Origin of the sequence: Pseudomonas sp. LJDD11 (assembly GCF_024584215.1) — a bacterium.
Lineage (GTDB): Bacteria > Pseudomonadota > Gammaproteobacteria > Pseudomonadales > Pseudomonadaceae > Aquipseudomonas.
The window spans coordinates 139775-163473 of sequence record NZ_JANJFL010000002.1 but is presented as its reverse complement, the minus strand read 5'-3'; the positions used below and the strand labels follow the sequence as shown (position 1 = coordinate 163473).

Sequence of the window (23699 nt, the reverse complement as noted above, 5' to 3'; positions counted from 1 at the left end):
TCCTGGTGTGAAGGAGCGCGAGTATCAGACCTTGAGTTAAGTCGAGGTCAAGCACTCGCCACGCGCACTACAGTGACCAGCGGCAGGTCAGTTCGCCAGACCATCAGTGTCCGGCACCACCGGCTGCAACTGATCGAGCAGATCATGGACCATTTTGCGCGCATGGCCGATCAGGTGCATGCTGCCCATGGCCAGATCCCGAGGTTGGCCCTGCAGGTTATCGGCACATTCATAGGCAATCGCGGTGGCGCAACGCAGCACGTCATAGACCTGGCTGAGCTGCATTTCGAAGTGGTTGAGATCGTGCCCCGCAATGGGCACGGGACTGGAAGTCGGTGGATCGGGAACGAGTTTTTTGGTCATGGTGCAACCCCTATTGATGGATAAAAAGTCACCGCCAAGGCCGCGGCCAAGCGGATGGGTGGCAACTGCACAAGGGTTGGCCGACCGGTCAATAGGTAACCCGGCACACCCGAAGGTGTCCCTCGCGCAGTTGCCATGAAGCTGCACCGTAAACGATATTCACGGTGCGGTTTCCGACATGCTGCGCCTATTGATTGTGTGATCGGGCGGCCAAGCCCTGCCGCTGAAAGCAGCGACGCGAGGCAGCCTAGACAGCCCGGAGCACAGGCGCAAGCGGTCAGGATTTTCTCGGAAATTTCCTTCAAGAGAAAGAGAGGCATCTTGCAATCAGGCGGATTTTCGAGCCAGAAACCGGCCTTTTTGCCATCACCAAAGCCTGCCCGCATAGCCGTCACAAAGCCATGGCCGCTGGCCTTCAACGTGGTATAGGATGCCCGCCTGCTGACAAGTTACCCGTCAGAGATACTCGCTCAACGAGCCAGACCGGCAGCTCATAAGGCCCGTCAATCCATCGCTATTCGGGGAAGTACTTGTCTGAACAACTGGCGCTGTTGCAGCGGGTCATGGCTGGGTTCAGGACCCGCCGTTAAATCATGACTGGCGGACTGACCACGAGCGATGTTGCGGGCTTGCTGAAACATCGTCTGGTCTGCGACAAATCGACCGGGAATTTACAATATGCAACCGACCCACCAAGGCAGCTGCCTGTGCGGTGCCATCCACTACCAGCTATCAGCGCCGTTCAAAGCCTTGAGTCACTGCCACTGCACGCAATGCCAGAAAGCTCATGGCGCGGCGTTCGCCAGCTATGCCAGCGTGGCGCGCAGTGCCTTGCTGATTGACCGGGGTGGCCACCTGCTTGCCACTTACCCATCATCGACAACAGTGGCCCGGCAGTTCTGCTCACAGTGTGGTTCGACGCTGTTCTGGAGCAACAGCGGCGGGCAGTTCGCAGACTGGGTCAGTGTAGCGGTGGCTACTCTGGATACGCCTCTGGAGGCTCACAAGGCGAAACACCTTTGGGTCGAGTCGCGGCCGCAGTGGCATCACACCACTGAGCTGGCGCAGCAGCCATGAGACAAAACGGCTGGGTTACGGTCAGTTGCTCAATTCAGAGCGTCCAGAGTATCCCGCTGGCCTTGGCCCGCTCATGGCACAGCACCAGCACCTCACGGCGCTGGTGGTTGCTCATGCGGCTCCAACCGGTGATTTCCTGGACGCTGCGCTGACAGCCGGTACAGATGTCGTTGTCATCCAGTGCACAGATGCTCACGCAGGGTGAACGCACCGGTTTCTCGGCAGGGGCTTCAGTATTCATCTTCATCCTGCAGCGCCAGATCACTGGCGTAACGCTGCGCATTGTGCACATAGTGGGCGGCGCTGGCTTCGAGCATGCTCTTCTGCGCATCGGTCAGCTCGCGCACCACCTTGCCCGGCGAGCCCATGACCAGCGAGCCGTCCGGAATGACCTTGCCTTCGCCTATCAATGAATTGGCGCCGATGATGCAGTGCTTGCCGATCTTCGCGCCGTTGAGGATCACCGCGTTGATGCCGATCAGGCTGTAATCGTCGACCGAACAGCCATGCAACATGGCGTTATGGCCGATGGTCACGCCCTTGCCGATGGTCAACGGCCAGCCCTTGTCGGTGTGCATCACCGTGCCGTCCTGGACGTTGCTATCTTCACCGATATGGATCAGTTCGTTGTCACCGCGCAACACCGCGCCGAACCAGACGCTGGCGTTCTTTTCCAGGCGTACATGGCCGATCAGCGTGGCGTTGGGCGCGCTCCAGCTTTCAGGGTGAGTCTGCACACGGGCAGATCCCAGGCGGTATTTCATGGCAGGTCCTCAGGCGTTCTTGTAATAGGCGGTTCAGGAACCGGACAGCCGCGGCGGACGTTGCAGGCTGATATTGGCGTCGTACAGCACGTTGATCAGCTCGACGATCATGATCGCGGTCAGGCCCCAGATCTTGTACTCGCCATAACGATAGCTGGGTACGTACCAACTGCGGCCCTGATAGTCGATGCGGTGGGTGTGTTCGCGCACGTCCTGGCGGAAGAATTCCAGCGGCACGCTGAACACCGCTGCGATTTCACCGTCATTGGGCTGGTATTCGACAAAATCCGGGATGATGCCCACATAGGGCGTGACTTTGATGCCGTAACGGGACACGACCGGGGTCAGCGGGCCTATCACCTCCACCAGCCCTGGTGGCAGGCCGATTTCTTCATCGGCTTCACGCAGGGCGGTGAACACCAGGTCAGGATCTTCCGGGTCGCGACGGCCACCGGGAAACGCCACTTCACCGCCGTGGGTCGACAAGCCACTGGCACGCAGGGTCAGCACCAGTTCCGGCTCGGCGCTACGGGTCACTGGTAACAGAACCGCCGCCTCAGGAAAGCGCTCATCGGTCTCCAGGACACCTGGCGTGTGACTGCCTACACGGCGAAGTAGCTCATCCAGCATGGGGAATCTCGATCGTGTTGTACCCGGCATCATGCACCAAAGCAGCGATGCGCCCAAGCCTTTGCAGGACTCTCTTCATAGCAACTGTGTATGAAAACTTGCTGACTGCCTGTACGAAAGGCCAAGATGAGCGTCGGCTTTCACTGATCGAACACCCATCATGAATTTCTGCAGTCACTGCGGCAAACCGGTCACATTGCGCATCCCCGAAGGCGACAGCCGCGCGCGCTATGTGTGTGACCATTGCCAGACCATTCATTATCAGAACCCCAACATCGTCGCTGGCTGCCTGGTGACTTCGGGCAGCAAGGTGCTGCTGTGCCGCCGCGCCATCGAGCCGCGCCTGGGCTACTGGACCTTACCGGCCGGGTTCATGGAAAACGGCGAGACCGTCGAGCAGGCCGCGCGCCGTGAAACCGTCGAAGAAGCCTGCGCCAGTGTGCAGCAGCTTTACCTGTACTCGATGATCGATGTACCGCACATCAATCAGGTGCATGTGTTCTACCGTGGTGAACTGGTCGGCGAGAGCTATGCCGCCGGGGTCGAGAGCCTGGAAGTGCGCTTGTTTGACGAAGCCGACATTCCGTGGGATGAGCTGGCTTTCATGACGGTCCGGCGTACCCTAGAATGGTTCTTCGCAGACCGGCGCGAACAGCTCTATCCTGTCCATAGTCAGGCGCTGCCCCCCTCTCGTCCTGTCCAATAATCCCAAGCCCGGCCCGCGAGCTGCGCGGCCTCAGGAAAACGTCAATGCGCTGGTTGTTCGCTGTAGTGTGCCTGTCGTTCGCATCCGCCTCCCAGGCGGCTTTCACCCAGACCATCGTGCCCAAGGGCAGCGAACAGAAGATCGTTGGCGAGAAGGTGATCAACACCGGCAAATTGTCAGAGCGACGCATCGATAAGGTGCTGGTGATCAAATCAACCCGGCAACTGCAGTTGATCAGTGACGGCGAAGCGTTGAAGACCTATCGCGTTTCGCTGGGCAAGAACCCCAAGGGCACCAAGCTGCAGGAAGGCGACAAACGTACCCCTGAGGGTTTCTACTGGCTCGACTGGCGCAAGCCGAGCAACAAGTACAACCTGTCGATGCACATTTCCTACCCCAATGCAGCTGACAGCGAACGCGCCCGCAAGGAGGGCGTCAAGCCCGGCAGCATGATCATGATTCATGGCACGCCCATCGATGAAGAATACCCGGAGTGGTATTTCCATACCCTGGACTGGACAGAAGGCTGCATTGCGCTGAAGAACAACGACATGCGCGAGGTGTGGGATCTGGTGAAGGACGGGACGCTGATCGAGATCAGGCCCTGAAGGGTAGCCTGTAGGAGTGGGCTTGCTCGCGAAAGCCATTTGCCAGGCACAACATGGGCTGCGTCTGGTCCGGCCCCTTCGCGACCAAGGTCGCTCCCACCGGTGATCGACGGTCAATCGTCAGAAGTCTTCCAGCCGCCAGACCTCATAGGCTGGCGTTTCATACGGGTGGCTGAGCTTGAGCGCAGCCACTGTCGCACCTATCAGCTCGTCGGCGACGACCAGCTCGACCTTCCATTCAGCAACCTGTTCGACCACCCCGCTCTGCCCGATGAACGGCTGACTGCCGTCCAGCGGGCGGAACTGGCCTGTGCCCAGCGTTTGCCAGGCACAGTGGTCGTAAGCGCCAATGCGCCCGCCGCCAGCGGCGAAGACTGCCGCCTTCACCGGCTCCAGATGACTGGCGGGCACGAAGAAGGCGAGCTTGTACACCGGCTCAGTTCACCCAGACGCGCGCGTTGCGGAACATGCGCATCAGCGCGCCGTCTTCGTTCCAGTCGTCAGGACGCCAGGAGTTCTGCACGGCACGGAAGACCCGCTCAGGGTGCGGCATCATGATGGTCACGCGACCGTCGCGAGTGGTCAGGCCGCCGATACCGCGTGGCGAACCGTTCGGGTTGGCCGGGTAGGCTTCGGTGGTCTTGCCATGGTTGTCGACATAACGCAGCGCCACGGTGCCGGACGCATCAGCCTGTTGCAGCGCATCGCTGCTGGCGAACTCCGCATGGCCTTCGCCGTGAGCAATGGCGATCGGCATGCGCGAACCGGCCATGCCCTGCAGGAAGATCGACGGCGACTCCTGGATCTGCACCAGCGCTACACGGGCTTCGAACTGCTCGGAGCGGTTACGCACAAAGTGCGGCCACAGCTCGCTGCCCGGAATCAGCTCGTGCAGATTGGAGAGCATCTGGCAGCCGTTGCACACCCCCAGGGTGAAGCTGTCGCTGCGCTCGAAGAAGCCCTGGAAGGCGTCACGGGCACGGGCGTTGAACAGCGCCGACTTGGCCCAGCCTTCACCGGCACCCAGCACGTCACCGTACGAGAAGCCACCGCAGGCCACCAGGCCCTTGAACTCGTTGAGGTCGACACGGCCAGCGAGGATATCGCTCATGTGCACGTCGATGGCGTTGAAGCCGGCGCGGTCGAAAGCGGCGGCCATCTCGACCTGCCCGTTGACGCCCTGCTCACGCAGCACGGCAACCTGTGGGCGCACACCGGTCTTGATGTAAGGCGCAGCGATGTCTTCGTTGACATCGAAGCCGAGCTTGACGTTCAGGCCCGGATTGTCTTCTTCGAGCAGCAGAGCGAATTCCTGGTCAGCGCACTCGGGGTTATCACGCAGACGCTGGATCTGGTAGCTGGTCTGCGCCCACTCGCGGTGCAGCGCGTGGCGCTGGCCGGTGAAGATCGCAGCGCCGTTGTAGCTGATCGACACGTCGTCGTTGTTGACCGGTTTGCCGATCACCGAAACGCAATCAGACAGGCCGGCAGCGCTGAACTGGGCCAGTACGCCCGCCGTGGAGTCCTGGCGAACCTGAATGACGGCGCCCAGTTCTTCGTTGAACAGGATGCCCTGCACTTCGCTGGCGTTGTCGGCCAGACCATCGAGCGACAGGTGCAGACCGCAGTGACCGGCAAAGGCCATCTCCAGCACAGTGGTCAGCAGGCCGCCATCGGAACGGTCGTGGTAAGCCAGCAGATGGTTATCAGCGTTCAGGCCCTGGATGACGGCAAAGAAGGCCTTGAGGTCTTCGGCGTCGTCCACGTCTGGCGCGCTGCTGCCCAGCTTGCCATGCACCTGAGCGAGGATCGAGCCGCCCATGCGGTTCTGGCCACGGCCCAGATCGATCAGGATCAGGTCGGTCTCGCCCTTGTCCATGCGCAGTTGCGGGGTCAGGGTCTGACGGATGTCGACCACTGGCGCGAAGCCGCTGACAATCAGCGACATCGGCGAGGTCACGCTCTTGTCGACGCCCTCGTCGCTCCAGCGGGTTTTCATCGACATGGAGTCTTTACCCACCGGAATGGTCAGGCCCAGCTCAGGGCACAGTTCCATGCCGACGGCTTTGACCGTGTCGTACAAGCGAGCGTCTTCACCCGGGTGACCGGCGGCGGACATCCAGTTGGCCGACAGTTTGATGTCGGACAGCCTGGCGATGCGCGAGGCGGCCAGGTTGGTCAGGGTTTCGCCGATGGCCATGCGGCCAGAGGCCGGGGCATCGAGCAGGGCCAGCGGCGTGCGCTCGCCCATGGCCATGGCTTCACCGGTGTTGACGTCGAAGCTGGTTGCAGTCACGGCGCAGTCGGCCACCGGCACTTGCCACGGACCGACCATCTGGTCACGGGCCACCAGGCCTGTGATGCTGCGGTCGCCGATGGTGATCAGGAAGCTCTTGCTGGCCACAGCCGGGTGGCGCAGTACGCGCTGCACGCTGTCGGCCAGGTCCAGGCTGCTGGGGTCGAAATCATCGCCCAGTTCGGCTTCACGCTGTACCGAACGGTGCATGCGTGGTGCCTTGCCCAGCAGCACCTCCAGTGGCATGTCCACCGGGCTGTTGCCGAAGTGGCTGTCGGTCACGGTCAGGTGTTGTTCTTCAGTCGCCTCACCGACGACCGCGAACGGGCAGCGCTCACGCTCACAGATGGCCTGGAAGCGCTCGAAGTTCTCGACGCTGACGGCCAGCACGTAACGTTCCTGGGATTCGTTGCTCCAGATTTCCAGCGGCGCCATGCCCGGCTCGTCGTTAGGCACGTTGCGCAGCTCGAAACGACCGCCACGGCCGCCGTCGTTGACCAGCTCCGGGAAAGCGTTGGACAGACCGCCGGCACCCACGTCGTGGATGAAAGCAATCGGGTTGGCGTCGCCCAGTTGCCAGCAGCGGTCGATGACCTCCTGGCAGCGGCGTTCCATTTCCGGGTTCTCACGTTGCACCGAGGCGAAGTCCAGATCAGCCGAGCTGCTGCCAGTGGCGACCGACGAAGCAGCGCCGCCGCCCAGGCCGATAAGCATGGCCGGGCCACCGAGCACGATCAGCTTGGCGCCGACCGTGATCTCGCCTTTCTGCACGTGATCTTCACGGATGTTGCCCAGACCACCGGCCAGCATGATCGGCTTGTGGTAACCGCGCACTTCGCTGCCGTGCGGGGTCTGGATGCTTTGTTCAAAGGTACGGAAATAGCCGGTCAGGGCCGGGCGACCGAACTCGTTGTTGAACGCCGCGCCACCGAGCGGGCCGTCAATCATGATGTCCAGTGCGGTAACAATGCGCTCAGGCTTGCCGTAAGCGACTTCCCATGGCTGTTCGAAGCCAGGGATGTGCAGGTTCGACACGGTAAAACCGGTCAGGCCGGCCTTGGGCTTGGAGCCGCGACCCGTCGCGCCTTCGTCGCGGATTTCGCCGCCGGAACCGGTCGACGCACCGGAGAATGGCGAGATGGCGGTCGGGTGGTTGTGGGTCTCGACCTTCATCAGAATGTGCACCGGCTCCTGCACCGCGCCGTACTGACGGGTCTCAGGGTTCGGGAAGAAGCGGCCGGCCACGCTGCCGACGATCACCGAAGCGTTGTCTTTATAAGCAGACAGAACGCCTTCGCTGTGCATCTGATAGGTGTTCTTGATCATGCCGAACAGGCTTTTTTCCTGGCTCTGGCCGTCGATATCCCAACTGGCGTTGAAGATTTTGTGACGGCAGTGCTCGGAGTTGGCCTGGGCGAACATCATCAGTTCGATGTCGTTCGGGTTGCGCTTGAGCCCGATGAAGCTGCTCACCAGGTAGTCGATTTCGTCTTCGGCCAGGGCCAGGCCCAGCTCGACGTTGGCTTGCTCCAGCGCGGCGCGGCCACCGCCGAGAACGTCGACGCTGGTCAGCGGCTTGGGCTGCGCCTTGCTGAACAGGCCATCGGCCTGTTCAAGGCTGCCGAGCACCAATTGGGTCATGCGGTCGTGCAGGACGCTGGCAATCGCCTGGGCGTCCGACTCCGCGAACTGGCCTTGTACATAAAAGGCAATGCCGCGCTCGATGCGCTGGATCTTCTCCAGGCCGCAGTTACGGGCAATGTCGCTGGCCTTGCTGGACCACGGCGAAATGGTGCCGAAACGCGGCACTACCAGAAACAGGCGACCGGCAGGCTCTTGAACCGGCACGCTCGGGCCGTACTTCAGGAGACGGTCGAGCACCTGCTGTTCCTGGTCGCTCAGGGCGCCGGTGACTGCAGCGAAGTGAGCGAATTCGGCGTACAGGCCACTGACAGCTGAAACTTTTTGTTTCAGTTGTTCCAGCAATTTGCTGTGGCGGAAAGCAGAAAGGGCAGGAGCACCACGCAGGATCAACATCGTCGGGACAGCCTCGGGAAGGGGGGTGTACTTTGAGGCCACGCATTCTAGCCTAAAGCGACATTTCTGGCACCCAAAACGGCTACACGGCATGCGCCCGGATGTCACGGGCTGCCAAAAAGCCCTTTTGCTTATCAGACACGAGCTTTGCTGTCGATATATGGCGCCGGGTGCGCTTTGCGTATACTGCGCCAATGTTCTCCCGACCTGATTTTCGCACTCGTTGCGTCAGATGGCTCATCGCAACCGGACTCTTCCTGATGCTCGGCGCCTGTGTGGATAAACCCAACACACTGGAGCGAGTCAAGGAGGATGGCGTCCTGCGCGTCATTACCCGCAACAGCCCGGCCACTTATTTTCAGGACCGCAACGGCGAAACCGGCTTCGAATACGAGTTGGTGAAGCATTTCGCGGACGATCTGGGGGTGAAACTGCAGATCGAAACCGCCGACAGCCTCGACGAACTGTTCGACCAGATGAGCAAGCCCGGCGGCCCGGTGCTGGCCGCTGCCGGCCTGATCGAGACGCCGAACCGCAAACAGCAGGCGCGCTTCTCGCATCCGTATCTGGAAGTCACCCCACAGGTGGTGTACCGCAACGGCCAGTCACGGCCCACCGACCCCGCCGACCTGGTGGGCAAGCGCATCATGGTGCTCAAGGGCAGTAGCCATGCCGAGCAACTGGCCGAGATCAAGAAACAGTTCCCGGCCCTGGACTATGAAGAGTCCGATGCGGTTGAGGTGGTCGACCTGCTGCGCATGGTCGATGAAGGCCAGATCGACCTGACCCTGGTCGACTCCAACGAACTGGCGATGAACCAGGTGTATTTCTCCAACGTGCGGGTTGCCTTCGACCTGGGCGAGACCCGCAAGCAGCGCTGGGTCGTGGGTCCGGGCGAAGACAACAGCCTGCTTAACGAAATCAACGCGTACCTGGTCAAGTCAGAGAAGAACGGCACGCTGCAGCGCCTCAAGGACCGTTACTACGGGCACGTTGACGTACTGGGTTATGTCGGCGCCTATACCTTCGCCCAGCACTTGCAAGAGCGCTTGCCCAAGTACGAAAAGTTCTTCAAGACCTCAGCCAAGAAAGAAGAAGTCGACTGGCGCCTGCTGGCTGCCATTGGTTATCAGGAATCGCTGTGGCAGCCCACGGTGACGTCCAAGACCGGCGTACGCGGCCTGATGATGCTGACCCAGAACACCGCCCAGGCCATGGGCGTGTCCAACCGTCTCGATGCCCGGCAGAGCATTCAGGGCGGCGCCAAGTACTTTGCGCTGGTCAAAGAGCAACTGAGCGAAGTGCCGGAGCCTGATCGCACCTGGCTGGCCTTGGCGGCCTATAACGTGGGTAGCGGGCATCTGGAAGATGCGCGCAAGCTGGCGGTCAACGAAGGGCTGAACCCCAACCGCTGGCTGGACGTGAAGAAAATGCTGCCGCGCCTGTCGCAGAAGAAGTGGTACAGCAAGACTCGCTACGGCTACGCCCGTGGTGGCGAGCCCGTGCATTTCGTAGCCAACATCCGGCGTTACTACGACATCCTGACCTGGGTGACCCAACCACAACTGGAAGGTAATCAGGTCACCGAGGGCAGCCTGCACGTGCCCGGCGTGGACAAGACCCCACCGCCGGCACAACAGCAACAGCCTGGCTCCTGATCGCCACTTTTTGCCTGAAAAAGATAATCCACCGCCTGACACAAAACCTCGTAGGGGCCGCTTTAGCGGCGAAGGCTTTGCCGCTAAAGCGGCCCCTACAAAGCCACCTCAGTTACGGGCGGCCGCCACGATCAGGGCTTTCATCTCGGCCACGGCGGCCTTGAAGCCGACGAACAGTGCGTGCGCCACCAGCGCATGACCAATGTTCAGTTCATTGATGCCCTTGATCGCCGCCACAGCTTCGACGTTGTGGTAATGCAGCCCATGCCCGGCATTGACGATCAGCCCCTGCCCCACCCCAAAAGCCACACCGTCGGCGATGCGCTGCAGCTCTTCGGCCACCTCCGTTGGCGTCTGAGCATCGGCATAACGGCCGGTATGCAGCTCGATAGCCGGCGCCCCTACACGCCTGGATGCGGCAATTTGCCGCTCGTCGGCATCGATGAACAGCGACACTTCACAGCCCACCTTGGCCAGACGCTCTACCGCTGCCTGAATACGAGCCTCTTGACCTGCGACATCGAGGCCGCCTTCGGTGGTCAGTTCCTGGCGGGTTTCCGGCACCAGACATACGAGGGCCGGGCGCAGGCGCTCGGCAAAGCTGAGCATCTCTTCAGTGACACCCATCTCGAAGTTCATGCGAGTCTGCAACACTTCGGCCAGCAACAGCACATCACGGTCCTGGATGTGCCGGCGGTCTTCGCGCAGGTGCACGGTAATGCCATCAGCGCCGGCTTCTTCGGCGTCCAGGGCTGCTTTGACCGGGTCTGGGTAACGGGTGCCGCGGGCCTGACGCAGCGTGGCCACGTGATCGATGTTCACGCCAAGGAGGATGCGGGAGCTTTGGGTCACGGAGGACTCCTGAAAATGGGACGAAGCGGGCCGCAAAGCATAAAGCCTATTCAAGGCTTGCGAAACAATTCCCGGCTCACCAGCGGGCGCCCCCCCAAGTGCACCGCCAGCGCCTGACGCATCAGCCGCTTGGCGGCGGCCAGCGTACCGGGAGCACTCCAGTCGGCCTGCGCCATGGCCAACAGCTCTGCGCCTTGGAACACACCTGGTTGCAGCAACCAGACGCGCTCCAGCCCCGCATCGACCAGCAGCCGATAAAGGCCGCCGGCTTCAAGCGGATCGCCATTGGTGTCGGTGTCCAGGGCAAAGCCATACCCCAGGTCGTCCAGCAATCGCCATTCAAACGAACGCAACAGCGGCTCCAGCGGCAAGCCCTCGGCCAGCGCCAGCAGGGTTGCAGCGTAATGCTCGAAGACCGCCGGATGCGGATCCTCGGCAGGCAGCAGGCGAATCAGCAGTTCATTGAGGTACATGCCGCTGAACAGCGCTTCACCGACCATCCAGCTACCGACGCCGGCAGCTTCCATACGCAATACGTTCTTCAGTTCGCCCTTGCCGCGAAACTCGGCTTCGAGCGGCAGAAACGGTCGCGCCAGGGTCCCGGCCTTGCCACGCGCATTGCGCAGCACGGCGCGCAACCGGCCTTGCGGCGTCAGGAAGTCGACCAGTGCGCTGTTTTCGCGGTAGGCCCGGCTGTGCAATACATAGGCCGGTTGAGCGTTGGAATTGCTCATGGGAGAGCTCGTAGAAGAAGATTGCCGGCCATGACTGGGCATGGCCGGAGCACGGCCTGTTAAAGCTCGTTGTAGCCCAGCGAACGCAGGGCACGTTCGTCGTCCGACCAGCCACCCTTGACCTTGACCCACAGGTTGAGCATGACCTTGGAATCGAACATCACTTCCATGTCGCGGCGGGCATCACTGCCGATGCGCTTGATGCGCTCGCCCTTGTCACCAATGATGATTTTCTTCTGCCCGTCACGCTCGACCAGAATCAGCGCGTGGATATGCAGGGTATGGCCCTGCTGCTTGAACTCTTCGATTTCCACGGTGATCTGGTACGGCAGTTCGGCACCGAGCTGACGCATGATCTTCTCGCGCACCAGCTCAGCGGCCAGGAAGCGGCTGCTGCGGTCGGTAATCTGGTCTTCCGGGAAGAAGTGATCATTCTCGGGCAGGTTCTTGGCGATCACCGCCTCCAGCGCTTCGAGGTTGTGACCGTTTTGCGCCGAGATCGGCACCACCGAAGCGTTGGGTAGTTGCTCCTGCAACCATGACAGGTGCGGGATCAGGTCGGCTTTTTCTTCAAGACGGTCGGTCTTGTTGACCGCCAGGATCACCGGCCCTTCGATGTATTGCACACGCTCTAGGACCATCTGATCTTCGTCAGTCCAGCGCGTGCGGTCCACCACGAAGATCACCACATCGACGTCTTTCAACGCCGCCGAGGCGGTCTTGTTCATGTAGCGGTTCAGCGCTTTGTCGCTGTTTTTGTGCATGCCGGGGGTATCGACGTAGATCGCCTGTACATCACCCTCGGTCTTGATCCCGAGCATGGTGTGACGGGTGGTCTGCGGCTTGCGCGAAGTGATCGCAAGCTTTTGGCCGAGGATGTGGTTGAGCAGGGTCGATTTGCCCACATTGGGGCGGCCGACAATGGCGACATAGCCACAACGGGTCACGTTTGTTTCAGTCATTGCCATTCTCCACGCCCAGGGCGATAAGGGCCGCGGCAGCGGCGACCTGCTCTGCAATACGCCGGCTGACACCCTGGCCGCGGCTTTTTTCGTTCAACAAGGTCACTTCGCACTCGACGAAGAAGGTCCGGCAATGCGGCTCACCCTGGATATCCACCACTTCGTAGCGCGGCAGATCACAGGCCCGCGACTGGAGAAATTCCTGCAGCCGGGTTTTCGGGTCCTTATTGGTGTCGACCAGCGTCAGGCTGTCGAACTCATTGGTCAGCCAGGCCAGCACGCGCTCGCGCGCAGTCGCCATGTCCGAATCCAGATAGATCGCACCGATCAGCGCTTCCAGGGCATCGGCCAGAATCGACTCGCGACGGAAACCGCCGCTCTTCAATTCACCCGACCCCAGCCGCAGGTACTCGCCCAGGGCAAAGCCCCTGGCCAGCAGCGCCAGGGTCTCGCCTTTCACCAGCCGGGCACGCAGGCGTGACAACTGGCCTTCACGCGCCTGTACGAACCGCTCAAACAGCGCCTCACCCGCGACGAAGTTGAGGATGGCGTCCCCAAGGAACTCCAGGCGCTCATTGTTGCGACCCGCATAGCTGCGATGGGTCAATGCCAGGATCATCAGGTCCTGGTCCTTGAATGTATAGCCGAGCTGACGCTCCAGGCGACTCAGGGGTGCACTCACGGTTTGGCCACGCTGAATTGCTCGTCGAACTTGATAACCAGATCGAGGTTGAAAAACAAATGTTCACGCTGCTCATAATTCAGGTGGGCGCTGAACTTGCCGCCTTCCTCTTTCACGCTTAACGCCTTTTTCAAATCTACATCCTGGATGTTATTGACCTGCATGTTCTTACCGACATAACTATAGAAGTCATCGACAGTTTCGATACCAAGGGCTTGTTGATGACCGGCCAGCTGAATGCTCTTCTTCAAGGAAAAGTAGTCGAGATAGTGAGGAATTGTCTTGAGTGCCATCGTCACTGCCAGGCCGATCAGCCCCAGCAACAGCAACAATCCCATCAGCGACATCCCGTACTGCCTGTTGTTGAATGTCATGTTTTTCCCCAAGGCCGTCTGACTGATGCTTCAGACATTCCCAAATGACATACGGCGCTGTCCGAACAGCGCCGCAGTAATTACTTGATCAACCCTACCCGTGAGAACGTAGGGAAATGGCTGAGCTTGGGCTCAGGCCAGCTCATCCAGACCGCGAAGGCCTTGCCGACGATATTGCGGTCAGGAACCATGCCCTGCTCGTCTTTGGGAATATTGGGATCATCCCAGTAACGGCTGTCGTTGGAGTTGTCACGGTTGTCGCCCATCATGAAGTAGTGGCCGGCCGGTACACTCCACTCGGTGTCAGGCGGCGTACGGTAGCGGCTCATTTCCTGACGGATCTGATGCTCGACCTCACCGAGTTTCTCGCTGTACAGCTCAGCGCTGCCCAGCGTGCCCGGCTCGCTGCCAATCAGGGTTCTGGCGACTGGCTGGCCATTGACGAACAGCCGCTTGTCGCTGGTGTAGCGAATCTGGTCACCCGGCAAGCCCACTACACGTTTGATGTAGTTGACGCTCGGATCACTCGGGTAGCGAAACACCATGACATCGCCACGCTGCGGATCACCGACCGGGATCACCTTCTTGTCGAGCACCGGCAGGCGGATACCGTACGAGAACTTGTTGACCAGAATGAAATCGCCCACGTCGAGGGTCGGCTTCATCGAGCCCGATGGAATCTGGAAGGGTTCAACCAGAAACGAGCGCAATACCAGCACGATGAACAGCACCGGAAAGAACGACTTGCCGTATTCGACCAGCAGCGGCTCTTTGCTCAAGCGCTCAACGACCGCCATGTCCGGCTGACCGACGCTGCCCTGATAGCTGGAAATGGCCGCCCGGCGCCGTGGCGCCAGGAAGACCAGATCAAGCAGCGCGAGCACGCCGCAGACGAATACAGCGATGACCAACAACAGCGGGAAATTTAGTGACGACATAGGACCCTGACTATTCCAACCTGAGCACTGCGAGGAAGGCTTCCTGTGGAATCTCCACGTTACCGACCTGCTTCATGCGTTTCTTACCGGCCTTCTGCTTCTCGAGCAGCTTGCGCTTACGACTGACGTCACCGCCATAACACTTGGCCAATACGTTCTTTCTGAGTGCCTTGACCGTTGTCCGGGCAATGACCTGACCACCAATGGCAGCCTGGATGGCCACGTCGAACATCTGCCGCGGGATCAGCTCTTTCATCTTCTCGGTCAACGCACGGCCTTTGTAGGCGGCGTTGTCACGGTGCACGATCAACGCCAGGGCATCGACCTTGTCGCCGTTGATCAGGACATCGAGCTTGACCAGGTTGGCCGATTCGTAACGATCGAAATGATAGTCCAGCGAAGCATAGCCACGGCTGGTGGATTTCAGGCGATCAAAGAAATCCAGCACCACTTCGTTCATCGGCAGGTCGTAACGCACCTGTACCTGGGTGCCCAGGAACTGCATGTCGCGCTGTACGCCACGCTTTTCGATGCACAGGGTGATGACATTACCCAGGTGCTCTTGCGGCACAAGAATGGTGGCCTGGACGATCGGCTCGCGGAAGTCTTCTACCGACGACACATCAGGAAGCTTGGACGGGTTGTCGACGTAGATGGTTTCACCGGTCTTGAGCTTGAGCTCGAAGATCACGCTTGGCGCGGTGGTGATCAGGTCCAGGTCGTACTCGCGCTCCAGACGCTCCTGGATGATCTCCATGTGCAGCATGCCCAGGAAGCCGCAACGGAAACCGAAGCCCAACGCATCGGAGCTTTCCGGCGCGTACTGCAGGGAGGAGTCGTTGAGGGTCAGCTTCTGCAATGCATCGCGAAAATCTTCGAAATCATCGGAGCTGACCGGGAACAGGCCGGCATAGACCTGCGGCTGAATACGTTTGAAACCTGGCAGTACATCGACCTCAGGGGTCGTGCTCAGGGTCAGCGTATCGCCCACCGGGGCACCGAGAATTTCCTTGATACTGGCAATGATGAAGCCCACTTCACCGGCCTTCAGATCAGCGGTGGCAGTGTGCTTGGGGTTGAACACGCCAACGCTGTCGACCAGGTGCACCTTGCCGGTGGACTTGACCAGAATCTTGTCACCCTTCTTGACCCGGCCCTGACGCACGCGCACCAGCGACACGACGCCGAGGTAGCTGTCGAACCAGGAGTCGATGATCAAGGCTTGCAGCGGCGCGTCGATATCGCCGGTGGGTGCCGGAATGGTCGCGACCAGGCGTTCGAGCACTTCATCCACACCCATGCCGCTCTTGGCACTGCAGGCCACCGCGTCGGTGGCATCGATACCGATGATTTTTTCGATTTCGTCTTTGACCCGATCCGGGTCGGCCTGCGGCAGGTCCATCTTGTTGAGGACCGGCATCACTTCCAGGCCCTGCTCGATGGCGGTGTAGCAGTTGGCTACCGACTGGGCTTCAACACCCTGCCCGGCATCGACCACCAGCAGTGCGCCTTCACAGGCCGCCAGCGAACGGCTGACCTCATAGGTGAAGTCGACGTGGCCTGGCGTGTCGATGAAGTTCAACTGATAGGTGATGCCATCTTTGGCCTTGTAGTACAAGGTGACGCTGTGCGCCTTGATGGTGATACCGCGCTCACGTTCCAGGTCCATGGAGTCAAGGACCTGAGCTTCCATCTCACGGTCGGACAGACCGCCGCACATCTGGATGAAGCGGTCGGCCAGCGTCGACTTGCCATGGTCAATGTGGGCGATGATGGAGAAATTGCGGATATGACTCAAATCACTCACGGATCAACACTCAAAAAAGTCGCAGGCAGGTCGCCCGCCGAAAAATAGCCGGGAATTGTACCTGAACCGAAGCGCAGGCGTCACGTTTGCCGCAACGCCCTCCCCTGTCTGCCGGCTACAGGCACGACAAGGGCGGCTTGCGCCGCCCTCTTTTCTTCTCAGCCTGAGTGAATCACTCCGCTAGCTTAAAGGTAATGAAGCTGGCCCGGCCCTGACGCAACACGCGCATGGACACCGAACGGTTCTTCGGCAGGCTCTTGGCCACCTCGGTAAACTGCTTGGCCGACACCACTTCCTGATTATTCAGGTGGGTGATGACATCTCCGCCACGCAGGCCGATCAGCGCGGCAGGGCCGCCCTGCACTTCTTTGATGACCACGCCGCCCTTGAGCTCCAGGCTCTTCTTCTGCTCGGCGGTCAGCTCGATCACCGACACACCCAGGCGATTGCTGCTGCGCTCGGCGCCGGTGCCCGGGATACCCTCTTCCTGACCTTCGTCAGGCAGCGCGCCCACAGTGATGGTCAGATTCTGACGCTTGCCGTCGCGGATCACTTCCAGCTCGGCCTTGCTACCGTCCTTGAGGTTACCGATCAGGTGTGGCAAGTCAGCCGACATGACAATAGCCTGGCCGTTGGCACTGAGGATCACATCCCCCACCCGCAGCCCGCCCTTGGAGGCCGGGCTGTCCTCAAGCACCTGAGCGACCAGCGCACCCGCCGGACGATCAAGCCCGAAAGACTCCGCCAGGTCTTTGTTGACCTCCTGAATCACTACGCCCAACCAGCCGCGATTGACCTTGCCGGTCGCCTTGAGCTGATTGGCAACATCCATGGCCACATCGATCGGGATGGCGAACGACAAGCCCATGAAACCACCGGAACGGGTGAAGATCTGCGAGTTGATACCGACCACTTCGCCTTTCATGTTGAACAGCGGACCGCCGGAGTTACCCGGATTGATCGCTACGTCAGTCTGGATGAACGGCACGTAAGTGTCGTTCGGCAGGCTACGCCCCTTGGCACTGACAATACCCTTGGTCACCGAGTGATCGAAGCCGAACGGTGAGCCGATGGCCAGCACCCATTCACCGACCTTGAGGTTGGTGGTGCTGCCCAGCTTGGCGACCGGCAGGTCCTTGCCGTCGATTTTCAACACCGCAACGTCGGTGCGCGGGTCGGTCCCCACCAGCTTGGCCTTCAGCTCGCTGCGATCAGACAGGCGGACAATGATTTCATCGGCACCATCAACCACGTGGTTGTTGGTCAGCACATAACCGTCATTGGAAATGATGAAGCCCGACCCCAATGACTGCGCTTCGCGCTGGCGATCGCCACGCCCCGGCGCACGCTGCCCCGGCGGCATGCCGCGCTCAAGAAACTCGCGAAGCATCGGCGGCAGGCCTTCGAGATCCGGCATCTGCTGGCTGGCCATGCCACGCTCTGGCATTTTCTGGCGGGTGCTGATGTTCACCACCGCTGGCGAAGCTTGCTCGACCAACCCTGTGAAATCCGGCAGGTCCTCGGCCTTAGCAGCAACAGCCTGACCCAGCACCAGCACAGCAGCCATGACTGAGAAATAAGATTTCAAGCGTAGTATCGACATACGGCTCCCGTTCCTGACGAGCAAAGTTAAGCAATACAAAGCGACTGTTCCATGAACCTGGCCCTTAGGCCCAGGCACCGCGCTCTGGATTCAGATTCCGGCCGGACTCATTTCTGACAATGCCAGAAACGACAAAGGCCAGAGCTGCAAAGCTGTGACCTATAGAAAAAAACGCGTTTGATTGCAACTTGCAAAGCTCACCAAACATTTCAGCGGTTTATTTCCAGCTCAGGCAAATCGTAGGCCGCAGGACAGCCGGGCGCAAAGTGAAACCTTTTACATTCTGCGCAACGGCTGCCCGCTCGCCTCATTTACTGGCAGGCGTATCGGAGTGACGCATCGACAACGCGATACGCTCGGCAGTGCCGACGGGAATCTCGCCGACCACAGTGACCATCGCCTCGTTCTGCCCGACGCCCAGACGACGCGACACCACCGCCGTGGGACCGAACTGGGTACGAATGTCAGAAGACCGGGTACCGTCAACCGGCTCGACAAATACCGAGAAGCGCGCCAGACCGTCGCCGTATAGCTGACTGATGACCCGCGTATGACTGCCCTGCTCTTCGCGAACCGACTGATTGGTCAGCTCGAAGCCCGACGGCAGCCAGTCTGTATGCCAGGCATTGGAAACCACGGGCTTTTCAACCGGTTTGCTCTTTGCCACCTGCAGAGGCTGACAGTCCCCACTGGCTTGCAAGACCTTGTCTTCAATCGGCCGCGCAGAGTCGTAGTCGACAAACTGGAAGCGCTCCAGCAACACGCCCCGCTCACTGAGCAACAGCGATTTGAGGGCCATGCCGGTCTGGTTATCCAGATGCAGCTCGATACCGTAACGGTGCTGATCCTTGGGCGACATGACCAGAATCGTGGCAGGCCGCCCGGCAACCCTAGAGGTTCCAGCGACTTTCATGTCGTACCAGGCAGATAATTTACGCGCATCGAGAACCCGACCCGAAGGATCCGGAAGGTTGGCCAGCCCCTCTACGAGCGTGCCGCTGACGCATTGCGTCAGACCATCGACACGCACGATTTCCTGGGCAGAACCATCGAGTTGGAGCAGACGCTCACGGACTTTGCCATCAAGGACCCTGTGCCAGATGCGATGGGTAGAGAAGCTACCGTTACGCTCGTAGACGAAGGCCCCTTGAAAGCTTTGCTGCTGCTCGGCTTGCGCAAGACGCTTGAGCAGATCTTGCGCATTGTCAGCATACGCTGGAACGGCTAGCCATCCACTGAACAACAAAGGTAATAGTAGAGGAGTGGCTCGCATAGGTTTCCTTAGCGGTATTAGCGGTTTTCCAGACTCGCTGCACGGGCATAAGGCAGTGCACTTTCAGTTTCTTTCAGTGCGGCCTGTTGTGCGTGCTGGCGCAGATAACCCGGCACACGCTGATCATCAGCACCTGCCTGACCTTCGACCGCACCATTGGCAGCAGGACCGGCCTGCTCAGTGGTGTAGCCAGCCAGAACTGCCGGGCCTTGCGGCTGAGCGACAGACAGGTTCACTGGCTGCTGGTTCTGTTGGGCCAGTTGTGCACCGGCAATTTCATCCTGGTTGTACAGACGTACGCCAGCCAGCACCGCCACGGTCACCGATGCGGCGACAGCCAGGCGACCGAGAGTCCGCCATGGACCACGACCGGGCTTAAGTGGCGAGGCCTCATCGGCGATCGCTGCCGATACAGCCGCCGAGATGTCCAGGTGAGGCATCAGGAGCTCCTTGTGCATCGCTGCACGTGCTACCTGATAACGCGACCAGGTGGCGCGAGTCTCAGCATCGTCAATGGCATTCAATACCCGACGTAATTCCAGTTCGTCCGCTTCGTTATCCATTACCGCGGACAGCGATTCCTGCAGGGCTTCACGACTCATGGCGGGTTCCTCTCTTGGCTAGCGCCGCTGTCTCAGGATTCCTGCAACAACGGCTGCAGGGCTTTATCGATGGCTTCCCGAGCGCGGAAAATCCGAGAACGCACGGTACCCACCGGGCATTGCATGACGCTCGCAATGTCCTCATAACTAAGACCGTCGAATTCGCGCAAAGTTAGAGCCGTACGCAAATCTTCCGGGAGTAACTGGATGGTTCGATGCACGGTGCCCTCGATCTCATCCCTCAACAATGCACGCTCCGGCGACTCGATGTCCTTGAGGCCGTGATCGCCATCGTAGAACTCCGCGTCTTCAGATTTCACATCGCTGTCCGGTGGCCGCCTACCGCGGGACACCAGATAGTTTTTCGCCGTGTTGATGGCGATGCGGTACAGCCACGTGTAGAAGGCGCTGTCGCCGCGAAAATTGCCGAGCGCGCGGTAGGCCTTGATAAAGGCTTCTTGCGCAACGTCTTGAGCTTCATGGGTGTCGTGCACGAAACGCACGATCAACCCGAGAATCTTGTGCTGATACTTCAGCACCAACAGATCAAATGCTCGCCGGTCGCCGCGCTGAACGCGCTCTACCAGCTGCTGATCCTCTTCCTGGGTTAGCATGAACACTCCTCATTGAGCCTGAAGGAGTGTTGCAACTGCCATCGTTCAGGCTTGCAAACATAGACTCGGGCTTTTGACAAAAGTTCTCCCCCCTCAGGCAAAGTTTCCTGCGGACACTGAGCTGCCCCGCACGAAAAACGCAGCACGAACGAAGCCGGCTGCGCCAAATAATCTTTACGTCGAATCAGCCGCGGATACTGCTCGCGCATGGCCGACGCTGTCCCTTTACAGGCATCCTGCTATTGAGCACGTGGCTCATTGAAAAGTTCCCGTTGCACCAATAACCGCAGGCGTGAGCGCCTGCATGCAGTGACACTCAGGCAATCGACAACGACCACACTGAAAAACGGTATGCACGCACCCGGAGTCTGGCGCACAATCCGGACCCGCCTCTGGTCTCACAATGCCATGAAAGCGCGGGTATTGTGCCGATCCCACCTTACTTATACTAGTGGCCGCTCTACGCGGAATTCATACATGAGCCAACATTTTCAGCATGATGTCCTGATCATTGGCAGCGGCGCGGCAGGATTGAGCCTGGCCCTGACCTTACCCGAGCATTTGCGCATTGCCGTCCTGAGCAAGGGCGACCTGTCCGACGGCTCGACATTCTGGGCCCAGGGCGGTGTGGCTGCGGTGCTCGATGATACCGACACCGTGCAGTCGCACGTCGAAGACACGCTCAACGCCGGTGGCGGACTGTGCAACGAAGACGCCGTGCGCTTTACCGTCGAGCATAGCCGCGAAGCCATCGAGTGGCTGATCGAACAGGGCGTGCCATTTACCCGTGGCGGGGAAGGCGACGAACGGCCTCAAGGGTTCGAGTTTCATCTGACCCGTGAGGGCGGCCACAGCCATCGGCGCATCATCCACGCCGCCGATGCCACGGGAGCCGCGATTTTCAGGACTCTGCTGGAACAGTCCCGGCAACGCCCCAACATCGAGCTGCTCGAACAGCGCGTGGCCGTCGACCTGATCACCGAGCCGCGCCTGGGCCTGCCAGGCCAACGCTGCCTGGGCGCTTACGTGCTCAACCGCAACAGCGGCGAAGTCGACACCCATGCAGCGCGCTTCACCATTCTCGCCTCGGGCGGCGCGGCCAAGGTCTACCTTTATACCAGCAACCCGGATAGCGCTTCAGGCGACGGGATTGCGATGGCCTGGCGCTCCGGCTGCCGGGTGGCCAACCTGGAATTCAACCAGTTCCACCCCACGTGCCTGTATCACCCGCAGGCCAAGAGCTTTCTGGTCACCGAAGCGTTGCGCGGTGAAGGTGCGGTGCTCAAGCTGCCCAATGGCGAACGCTTCATGCCGCGTTTCGACCAGCGAGCCGAACTGGCGCCTCGCGACATCGTGGCCCGGGCCATCGACCATGAGATGAAACGCCTGGGCGTCGACTGCGTTTATCTGGACATCAGCCACAAACCGGCCGAGTTCATCAAATCGCACTTCCCGACGGTTTATGAGCGTTGCCTGAAGTTTTCCATCGACATTACCCGCGAGCCGATCCCGGTGGTGCCGGCGGCGCACTACACCTGTGGTGGCGTGGTGGTTGACAGCCATGGTCGCACTGACGTGCCCGGCCTGTACGCCATCGGCGAGACCAGCTGTACCGGCCTGCACGGCGCCAACCGCATGGCCAGCAACTCACTGCTGGAGTGCTTCGTCTACGCCCGTTCGGCAGCGGCGGATATCGTGGGGCAACTCGACCAGATCGATATGCCTGCCCAATTGCCAGGCTGGGATGCCAGCCAGGTAACCGACTCGGACGAAGATGTGATCATCGCGCACAACTGGGATGAGCTGCGGCGTTTCATGTGGGACTACGTAGGCATTGTGCGCACCAACAAACGCCTGCAACGCGCCGAGCACCGGGTACGTTTGCTGCTCGATGAGATTGACGAGTTTTACAGCAACTATAAAGTCAGCCGCGACCTGATCGAACTGCGCAACCTCGCCCAAGTGGCGGAACTGATGATCCGCTGCGCGATGGAGCGCAAGGAATCCAGAGGGCTGCATTACACGCTGGACTTCCCGGATATGCTGGCAGAAGCGAAAGACACCGTACTGGTGCCGGGCAACTACACCCCCTGACTCAGGCGTGACGGGCAAACCTGAGCAACACGCGCAGGCGTCGGTGGGTATCCGGCGCCAGCGCATCACGGGGAATACATACAGAGCGGGTCAACCAGCCACTACCCTGCCCTGCTCGCGGACGAAAGCGCAAGACGATGATCAGCGGCAGAGCCAGGCTGTCGGCAACAATCTGCACGGGCTGCCAGCCACGTGCTTCGCTCCAGACCTGCCAGCCATCGTGGCCATGGCGCACACCCCGAAATGCCCGGGCATGGCTGAGCAGAATGGCTCTGGGCAAGACCCAGGCCGCATGCCCGGCACAGACCAGCCAGCCGAACAGGGTCAACAGAACCGCACCATCAAGCTGCCAAAGAGCCAGCCAAGCCAGCGCCTGGGCCACGAGGTAAGCCGTCAGCAAACTCCTGGAAGCCTGCCAACGGCATTCAAAACCCTTACTTCGGCTGGACACGATCCAGAATCATACGCACCATGCGCTGCAACTCGGCATCGTCAGATTCGCCACGCTGCATGAACCAGACGAACATGTCCTGGTCTTCGCATTCAAGCAGCCGACGATACAAGGCGCGGTCGACCTCGTTCAGGCTCGCGTAAACCTCCCGGACAAACGGGACCAGCAGTACGTCCAGCTCCAGCATGCCACGACGGCTGTGCCAGAACAGGCGATTGAGCTCTACATCGTCGACCATGAAACGCTCCTCGAAATCAGGCGGCGAGTATACAGGTTTTGTGACCTGGCTCGAATCAGGCTATGTCGCCATATGCGCGAGAAGCCTCGAGGTTTAGCCCGAAGTCGAGAACGCGGACGCCGCAGGCGTCTGCTGGGGGCCTGCTATACCACCCAGACGTGCTCGTGCTGCGGAAGCATTTCCACCAGCAGTCCGAAAGGTAGAGCCGGTTTGCAAATAAGAGAATGGACTTGCGTGTGCTGCGGTACAGCCCACGACCGCGATGTAAACGCGGCCCGGAACATTCTTGCGGCGGGGCATCGCCGTCTAGCGGTAGGAATCCCCGCTCCTTAGGGC

25 protein-coding genes are annotated in these 23699 nt (G+C 60.2%); 6 read left to right on the top strand and 19 right to left on the bottom strand.

The features are described 5' to 3' along the window. Positions 1 to 87: 87 nt before the first annotated feature. Positions 88 to 363 (bottom strand): DUF6124 family protein, encoded by a 276-nt coding sequence (locus NRB16_RS03305; RefSeq protein WP_253139082.1) that lies wholly within the window; start codon positions 361 to 363, stop codon positions 88 to 90. Positions 364 to 1041: 678 nt separating this feature from the next. Between NRB16_RS03305 and NRB16_RS03300 the strand changes: the two genes are divergently transcribed. Further along, the gene (locus NRB16_RS03300; RefSeq protein WP_257105462.1) at positions 1042 to 1440 is read left to right on the top strand and encodes a GFA family protein; all 399 of its coding nucleotides are present in this window, start codon (positions 1042 to 1044) and stop codon (positions 1438 to 1440) included. 34 nt (positions 1441 to 1474) lie between these two features. Here the strand turns inward: NRB16_RS03300 and NRB16_RS03295 are convergent, their stop codons facing one another. From NRB16_RS03295 to NRB16_RS03285, 3 genes are read right to left on the bottom strand one after another with little or no spacing between them, the layout of a single operon-like run. After that, positions 1475 to 1681, bottom strand: coding sequence for a DUF1289 domain-containing protein (locus NRB16_RS03295; RefSeq protein WP_045488454.1), 207 nt, complete (start codon positions 1679 to 1681; stop codon positions 1475 to 1477). Further along, positions 1671 to 2204 carry a gamma carbonic anhydrase family protein gene (locus NRB16_RS03290; protein WP_253139088.1) on the bottom strand — a complete coding sequence of 178 codons (534 nt, stop codon included), beginning with the start codon at positions 2202 to 2204 and terminating at the stop codon, positions 1671 to 1673. Before NRB16_RS03290 ends, NRB16_RS03295 begins: the two co-directional genes overlap by 11 nt. A 33-nt stretch (positions 2205 to 2237) precedes the next feature. After that, entirely contained in the window at positions 2238 to 2834 is a 597-nt protein-coding gene (locus NRB16_RS03285) for a CoA pyrophosphatase (RefSeq protein WP_045488449.1), read from the bottom strand. Positions 2835 to 2994: 160 nt separating this feature from the next. Between NRB16_RS03285 and NRB16_RS03280 the strand changes: the two genes are divergently transcribed. Both NRB16_RS03280 and NRB16_RS03275 read left to right on the top strand, forming a co-directional pair. Beyond that, the gene (locus tag NRB16_RS03280) at positions 2995 to 3540 is read left to right on the top strand and encodes an NUDIX hydrolase (RefSeq protein ID WP_045488446.1); all 546 of its coding nucleotides are present in this window, start codon (positions 2995 to 2997) and stop codon (positions 3538 to 3540) included. A gap of 44 nt (positions 3541 to 3584) precedes the next feature. Beyond that, on the top strand, positions 3585 to 4148 hold the full coding sequence (locus NRB16_RS03275; protein WP_045488443.1) for a murein L,D-transpeptidase family protein: 564 nt from the start codon (positions 3585 to 3587) through the stop codon (positions 4146 to 4148). 120 nt (positions 4149 to 4268) lie between these two features. On the opposite strand, the gene NRB16_RS03270 is transcribed toward NRB16_RS03275, so the two are convergent. Then, a complete protein-coding gene (locus NRB16_RS03270) occupies positions 4269 to 4580 on the bottom strand; it encodes a YqfO family protein (RefSeq protein ID WP_045488440.1) in 312 nt (103 codons plus the stop codon). Between the two features lie 4 nt (positions 4581 to 4584). Then, positions 4585 to 8481 (bottom strand): phosphoribosylformylglycinamidine synthase, encoded by a 3897-nt coding sequence (gene purL / locus NRB16_RS03265; RefSeq protein ID WP_257105461.1) that lies wholly within the window; start codon positions 8479 to 8481, stop codon positions 4585 to 4587. Between the two features lie 194 nt (positions 8482 to 8675). On the opposite strand from purL, the gene mltF reads away from it, so the two are divergent. Further along, positions 8676 to 10139, top strand: coding sequence for a membrane-bound lytic murein transglycosylase MltF (gene mltF / locus NRB16_RS03260; RefSeq protein WP_052483407.1), 1464 nt, complete (start codon positions 8676 to 8678; stop codon positions 10137 to 10139). 108 nt (positions 10140 to 10247) lie between these two features. Here the strand turns inward: mltF and pdxJ are convergent, their stop codons facing one another. The 11 genes from pdxJ to rpoE form a co-directional block, all read right to left on the bottom strand. Further along, the gene (gene pdxJ, locus NRB16_RS03255; RefSeq protein WP_257105460.1) at positions 10248 to 10991 is read right to left on the bottom strand and encodes a pyridoxine 5'-phosphate synthase; all 744 of its coding nucleotides are present in this window, start codon (positions 10989 to 10991) and stop codon (positions 10248 to 10250) included. Positions 10992 to 11041: 50 nt separating this feature from the next. Continuing rightward, positions 11042 to 11725, bottom strand: coding sequence for a DNA repair protein RecO (gene recO, locus NRB16_RS03250; protein ID WP_045488430.1), 684 nt, complete (start codon positions 11723 to 11725; stop codon positions 11042 to 11044). Between the two features lie 59 nt (positions 11726 to 11784). Continuing rightward, a complete protein-coding gene (era, locus tag NRB16_RS03245) occupies positions 11785 to 12687 on the bottom strand; it encodes a GTPase Era (RefSeq protein WP_045488427.1) in 903 nt (300 codons plus the stop codon). Beyond that, a complete protein-coding gene (rnc, locus tag NRB16_RS03240; RefSeq protein WP_045488424.1) occupies positions 12680 to 13369 on the bottom strand; it encodes a ribonuclease III in 690 nt (229 codons plus the stop codon). The genes era and rnc overlap by 8 nt, the downstream gene beginning before the upstream one ends. Then, positions 13366 to 13743, bottom strand: coding sequence for a DUF4845 domain-containing protein (locus NRB16_RS03235; protein ID WP_045488421.1), 378 nt, complete (start codon positions 13741 to 13743; stop codon positions 13366 to 13368). Before NRB16_RS03235 ends, rnc begins: the two co-directional genes overlap by 4 nt. An 80-nt stretch (positions 13744 to 13823) precedes the next feature. Then, on the bottom strand, positions 13824 to 14681 hold the full coding sequence (gene lepB / locus NRB16_RS03230; RefSeq protein ID WP_045488418.1) for a signal peptidase I: 858 nt from the start codon (positions 14679 to 14681) through the stop codon (positions 13824 to 13826). A 10-nt stretch (positions 14682 to 14691) separates the two neighbouring features. After that, positions 14692 to 16488 carry a translation elongation factor 4 gene (gene lepA, locus NRB16_RS03225; protein WP_045488415.1) on the bottom strand — a complete coding sequence of 599 codons (1797 nt, stop codon included), beginning with the start codon at positions 16486 to 16488 and terminating at the stop codon, positions 14692 to 14694. A 172-nt stretch (positions 16489 to 16660) separates the two neighbouring features. Next, positions 16661 to 18091: a DegQ family serine endoprotease gene (locus NRB16_RS03220; RefSeq protein WP_257105459.1), complete on the bottom strand. Its 1431-nt coding sequence runs from the start codon at positions 18089 to 18091 to the stop codon at positions 16661 to 16663. Between the two features lie 307 nt (positions 18092 to 18398). Further along, on the bottom strand, positions 18399 to 19364 hold the full coding sequence (locus NRB16_RS03215; protein WP_257105458.1) for a MucB/RseB C-terminal domain-containing protein: 966 nt from the start codon (positions 19362 to 19364) through the stop codon (positions 18399 to 18401). Between the two features lie 17 nt (positions 19365 to 19381). Continuing rightward, the gene (locus NRB16_RS03210; RefSeq protein WP_257105457.1) at positions 19382 to 19966 is read right to left on the bottom strand and encodes an RseA family anti-sigma factor; all 585 of its coding nucleotides are present in this window, start codon (positions 19964 to 19966) and stop codon (positions 19382 to 19384) included. A 32-nt stretch (positions 19967 to 19998) separates the two neighbouring features. Further along, positions 19999 to 20580, bottom strand: a complete 582-nt coding sequence (gene rpoE, locus NRB16_RS03205) for an RNA polymerase sigma factor RpoE (RefSeq protein ID WP_045488402.1) — start codon at positions 20578 to 20580, stop codon at positions 19999 to 20001. A 477-nt stretch (positions 20581 to 21057) separates the two neighbouring features. Between rpoE and nadB the strand changes: the two genes are divergently transcribed. Continuing rightward, positions 21058 to 22674, top strand: coding sequence for an L-aspartate oxidase (nadB, locus tag NRB16_RS03200; RefSeq protein ID WP_257105456.1), 1617 nt, complete (start codon positions 21058 to 21060; stop codon positions 22672 to 22674). A gap of 1 nt (position 22675) precedes the next feature. Here the strand turns inward: nadB and NRB16_RS03195 are convergent, their stop codons facing one another. After that, entirely contained in the window at positions 22676 to 23125 is a 450-nt protein-coding gene (locus NRB16_RS03195; RefSeq protein WP_257105455.1) for a protein YgfX, read from the bottom strand. After that, positions 23109 to 23363, bottom strand: a complete 255-nt coding sequence (locus NRB16_RS03190; protein WP_045488395.1) for a succinate dehydrogenase assembly factor 2 — start codon at positions 23361 to 23363, stop codon at positions 23109 to 23111. Before NRB16_RS03190 ends, NRB16_RS03195 begins: the two co-directional genes overlap by 17 nt. A gap of 72 nt (positions 23364 to 23435) precedes the next feature. Here NRB16_RS03190 and NRB16_RS03185 point away from each other — a divergent pair, with 72 nt between their 5' ends. Beyond that, positions 23436 to 23696, top strand: coding sequence for a transposase (locus NRB16_RS03185; RefSeq protein WP_257105454.1), 261 nt, complete (start codon positions 23436 to 23438; stop codon positions 23694 to 23696). Positions 23697 to 23699: the final 3 nt, after the last annotated feature.

Excerpts from the sequence above, each read along its gene's own strand:
- NRB16_RS03305 (WP_253139082.1), bottom strand. The coding sequence starts at position 363 with ATGACCAAAAAACTCGTTCCCGATCCACCGACTTCCAGTCCCGTGCCC.
- NRB16_RS03300 (WP_257105462.1), top strand. The coding sequence starts at position 1,042 with ATGCAACCGACCCACCAAGGCAGCTGCCTGTGCGGTGCCATCCACTAC.
- NRB16_RS03295 (WP_045488454.1), bottom strand. The coding sequence starts at position 1,681 with ATGAATACTGAAGCCCCTGCCGAGAAACCGGTGCGTTCACCCTGCGTG.
- NRB16_RS03290 (WP_253139088.1), bottom strand. The coding sequence starts at position 2,204 with ATGAAATACCGCCTGGGATCTGCCCGTGTGCAGACTCACCCTGAAAGC.
- NRB16_RS03285 (WP_045488449.1), bottom strand. The coding sequence starts at position 2,834 with ATGCTGGATGAGCTACTTCGCCGTGTAGGCAGTCACACGCCAGGTGTC.
- NRB16_RS03280 (WP_045488446.1), top strand. The coding sequence starts at position 2,995 with ATGAATTTCTGCAGTCACTGCGGCAAACCGGTCACATTGCGCATCCCC.
- NRB16_RS03275 (WP_045488443.1), top strand. The coding sequence starts at position 3,585 with ATGCGCTGGTTGTTCGCTGTAGTGTGCCTGTCGTTCGCATCCGCCTCC.
- purL (WP_257105461.1), bottom strand. The coding sequence starts at position 8,481 with ATGTTGATCCTGCGTGGTGCTCCTGCCCTTTCTGCTTTCCGCCACAGC.
- mltF (WP_052483407.1), top strand. The coding sequence starts at position 8,676 with ATGTTCTCCCGACCTGATTTTCGCACTCGTTGCGTCAGATGGCTCATC.
- recO (WP_045488430.1), bottom strand. The coding sequence starts at position 11,725 with ATGAGCAATTCCAACGCTCAACCGGCCTATGTATTGCACAGCCGGGCC.
- era (WP_045488427.1), bottom strand. The coding sequence starts at position 12,687 with ATGACTGAAACAAACGTGACCCGTTGTGGCTATGTCGCCATTGTCGGC.
- NRB16_RS03235 (WP_045488421.1), bottom strand. The coding sequence starts at position 13,743 with ATGACATTCAACAACAGGCAGTACGGGATGTCGCTGATGGGATTGTTG.
- lepB (WP_045488418.1), bottom strand. The coding sequence starts at position 14,681 with ATGTCGTCACTAAATTTCCCGCTGTTGTTGGTCATCGCTGTATTCGTC.
- NRB16_RS03220 (WP_257105459.1), bottom strand. The coding sequence starts at position 18,091 with ATGTCGATACTACGCTTGAAATCTTATTTCTCAGTCATGGCTGCTGTG.
- NRB16_RS03215 (WP_257105458.1), bottom strand. The coding sequence starts at position 19,364 with ATGCGAGCCACTCCTCTACTATTACCTTTGTTGTTCAGTGGATGGCTA.
- NRB16_RS03210 (WP_257105457.1), bottom strand. The coding sequence starts at position 19,966 with ATGAGTCGTGAAGCCCTGCAGGAATCGCTGTCCGCGGTAATGGATAAC.
- rpoE (WP_045488402.1), bottom strand. The coding sequence starts at position 20,580 with ATGCTAACCCAGGAAGAGGATCAGCAGCTGGTAGAGCGCGTTCAGCGC.
- nadB (WP_257105456.1), top strand. The coding sequence starts at position 21,058 with ATGAGCCAACATTTTCAGCATGATGTCCTGATCATTGGCAGCGGCGCG.
- NRB16_RS03190 (WP_045488395.1), bottom strand. The coding sequence starts at position 23,363 with ATGGTCGACGATGTAGAGCTCAATCGCCTGTTCTGGCACAGCCGTCGT.
- NRB16_RS03185 (WP_257105454.1), top strand. The coding sequence starts at position 23,436 with ATGCGCGAGAAGCCTCGAGGTTTAGCCCGAAGTCGAGAACGCGGACGC.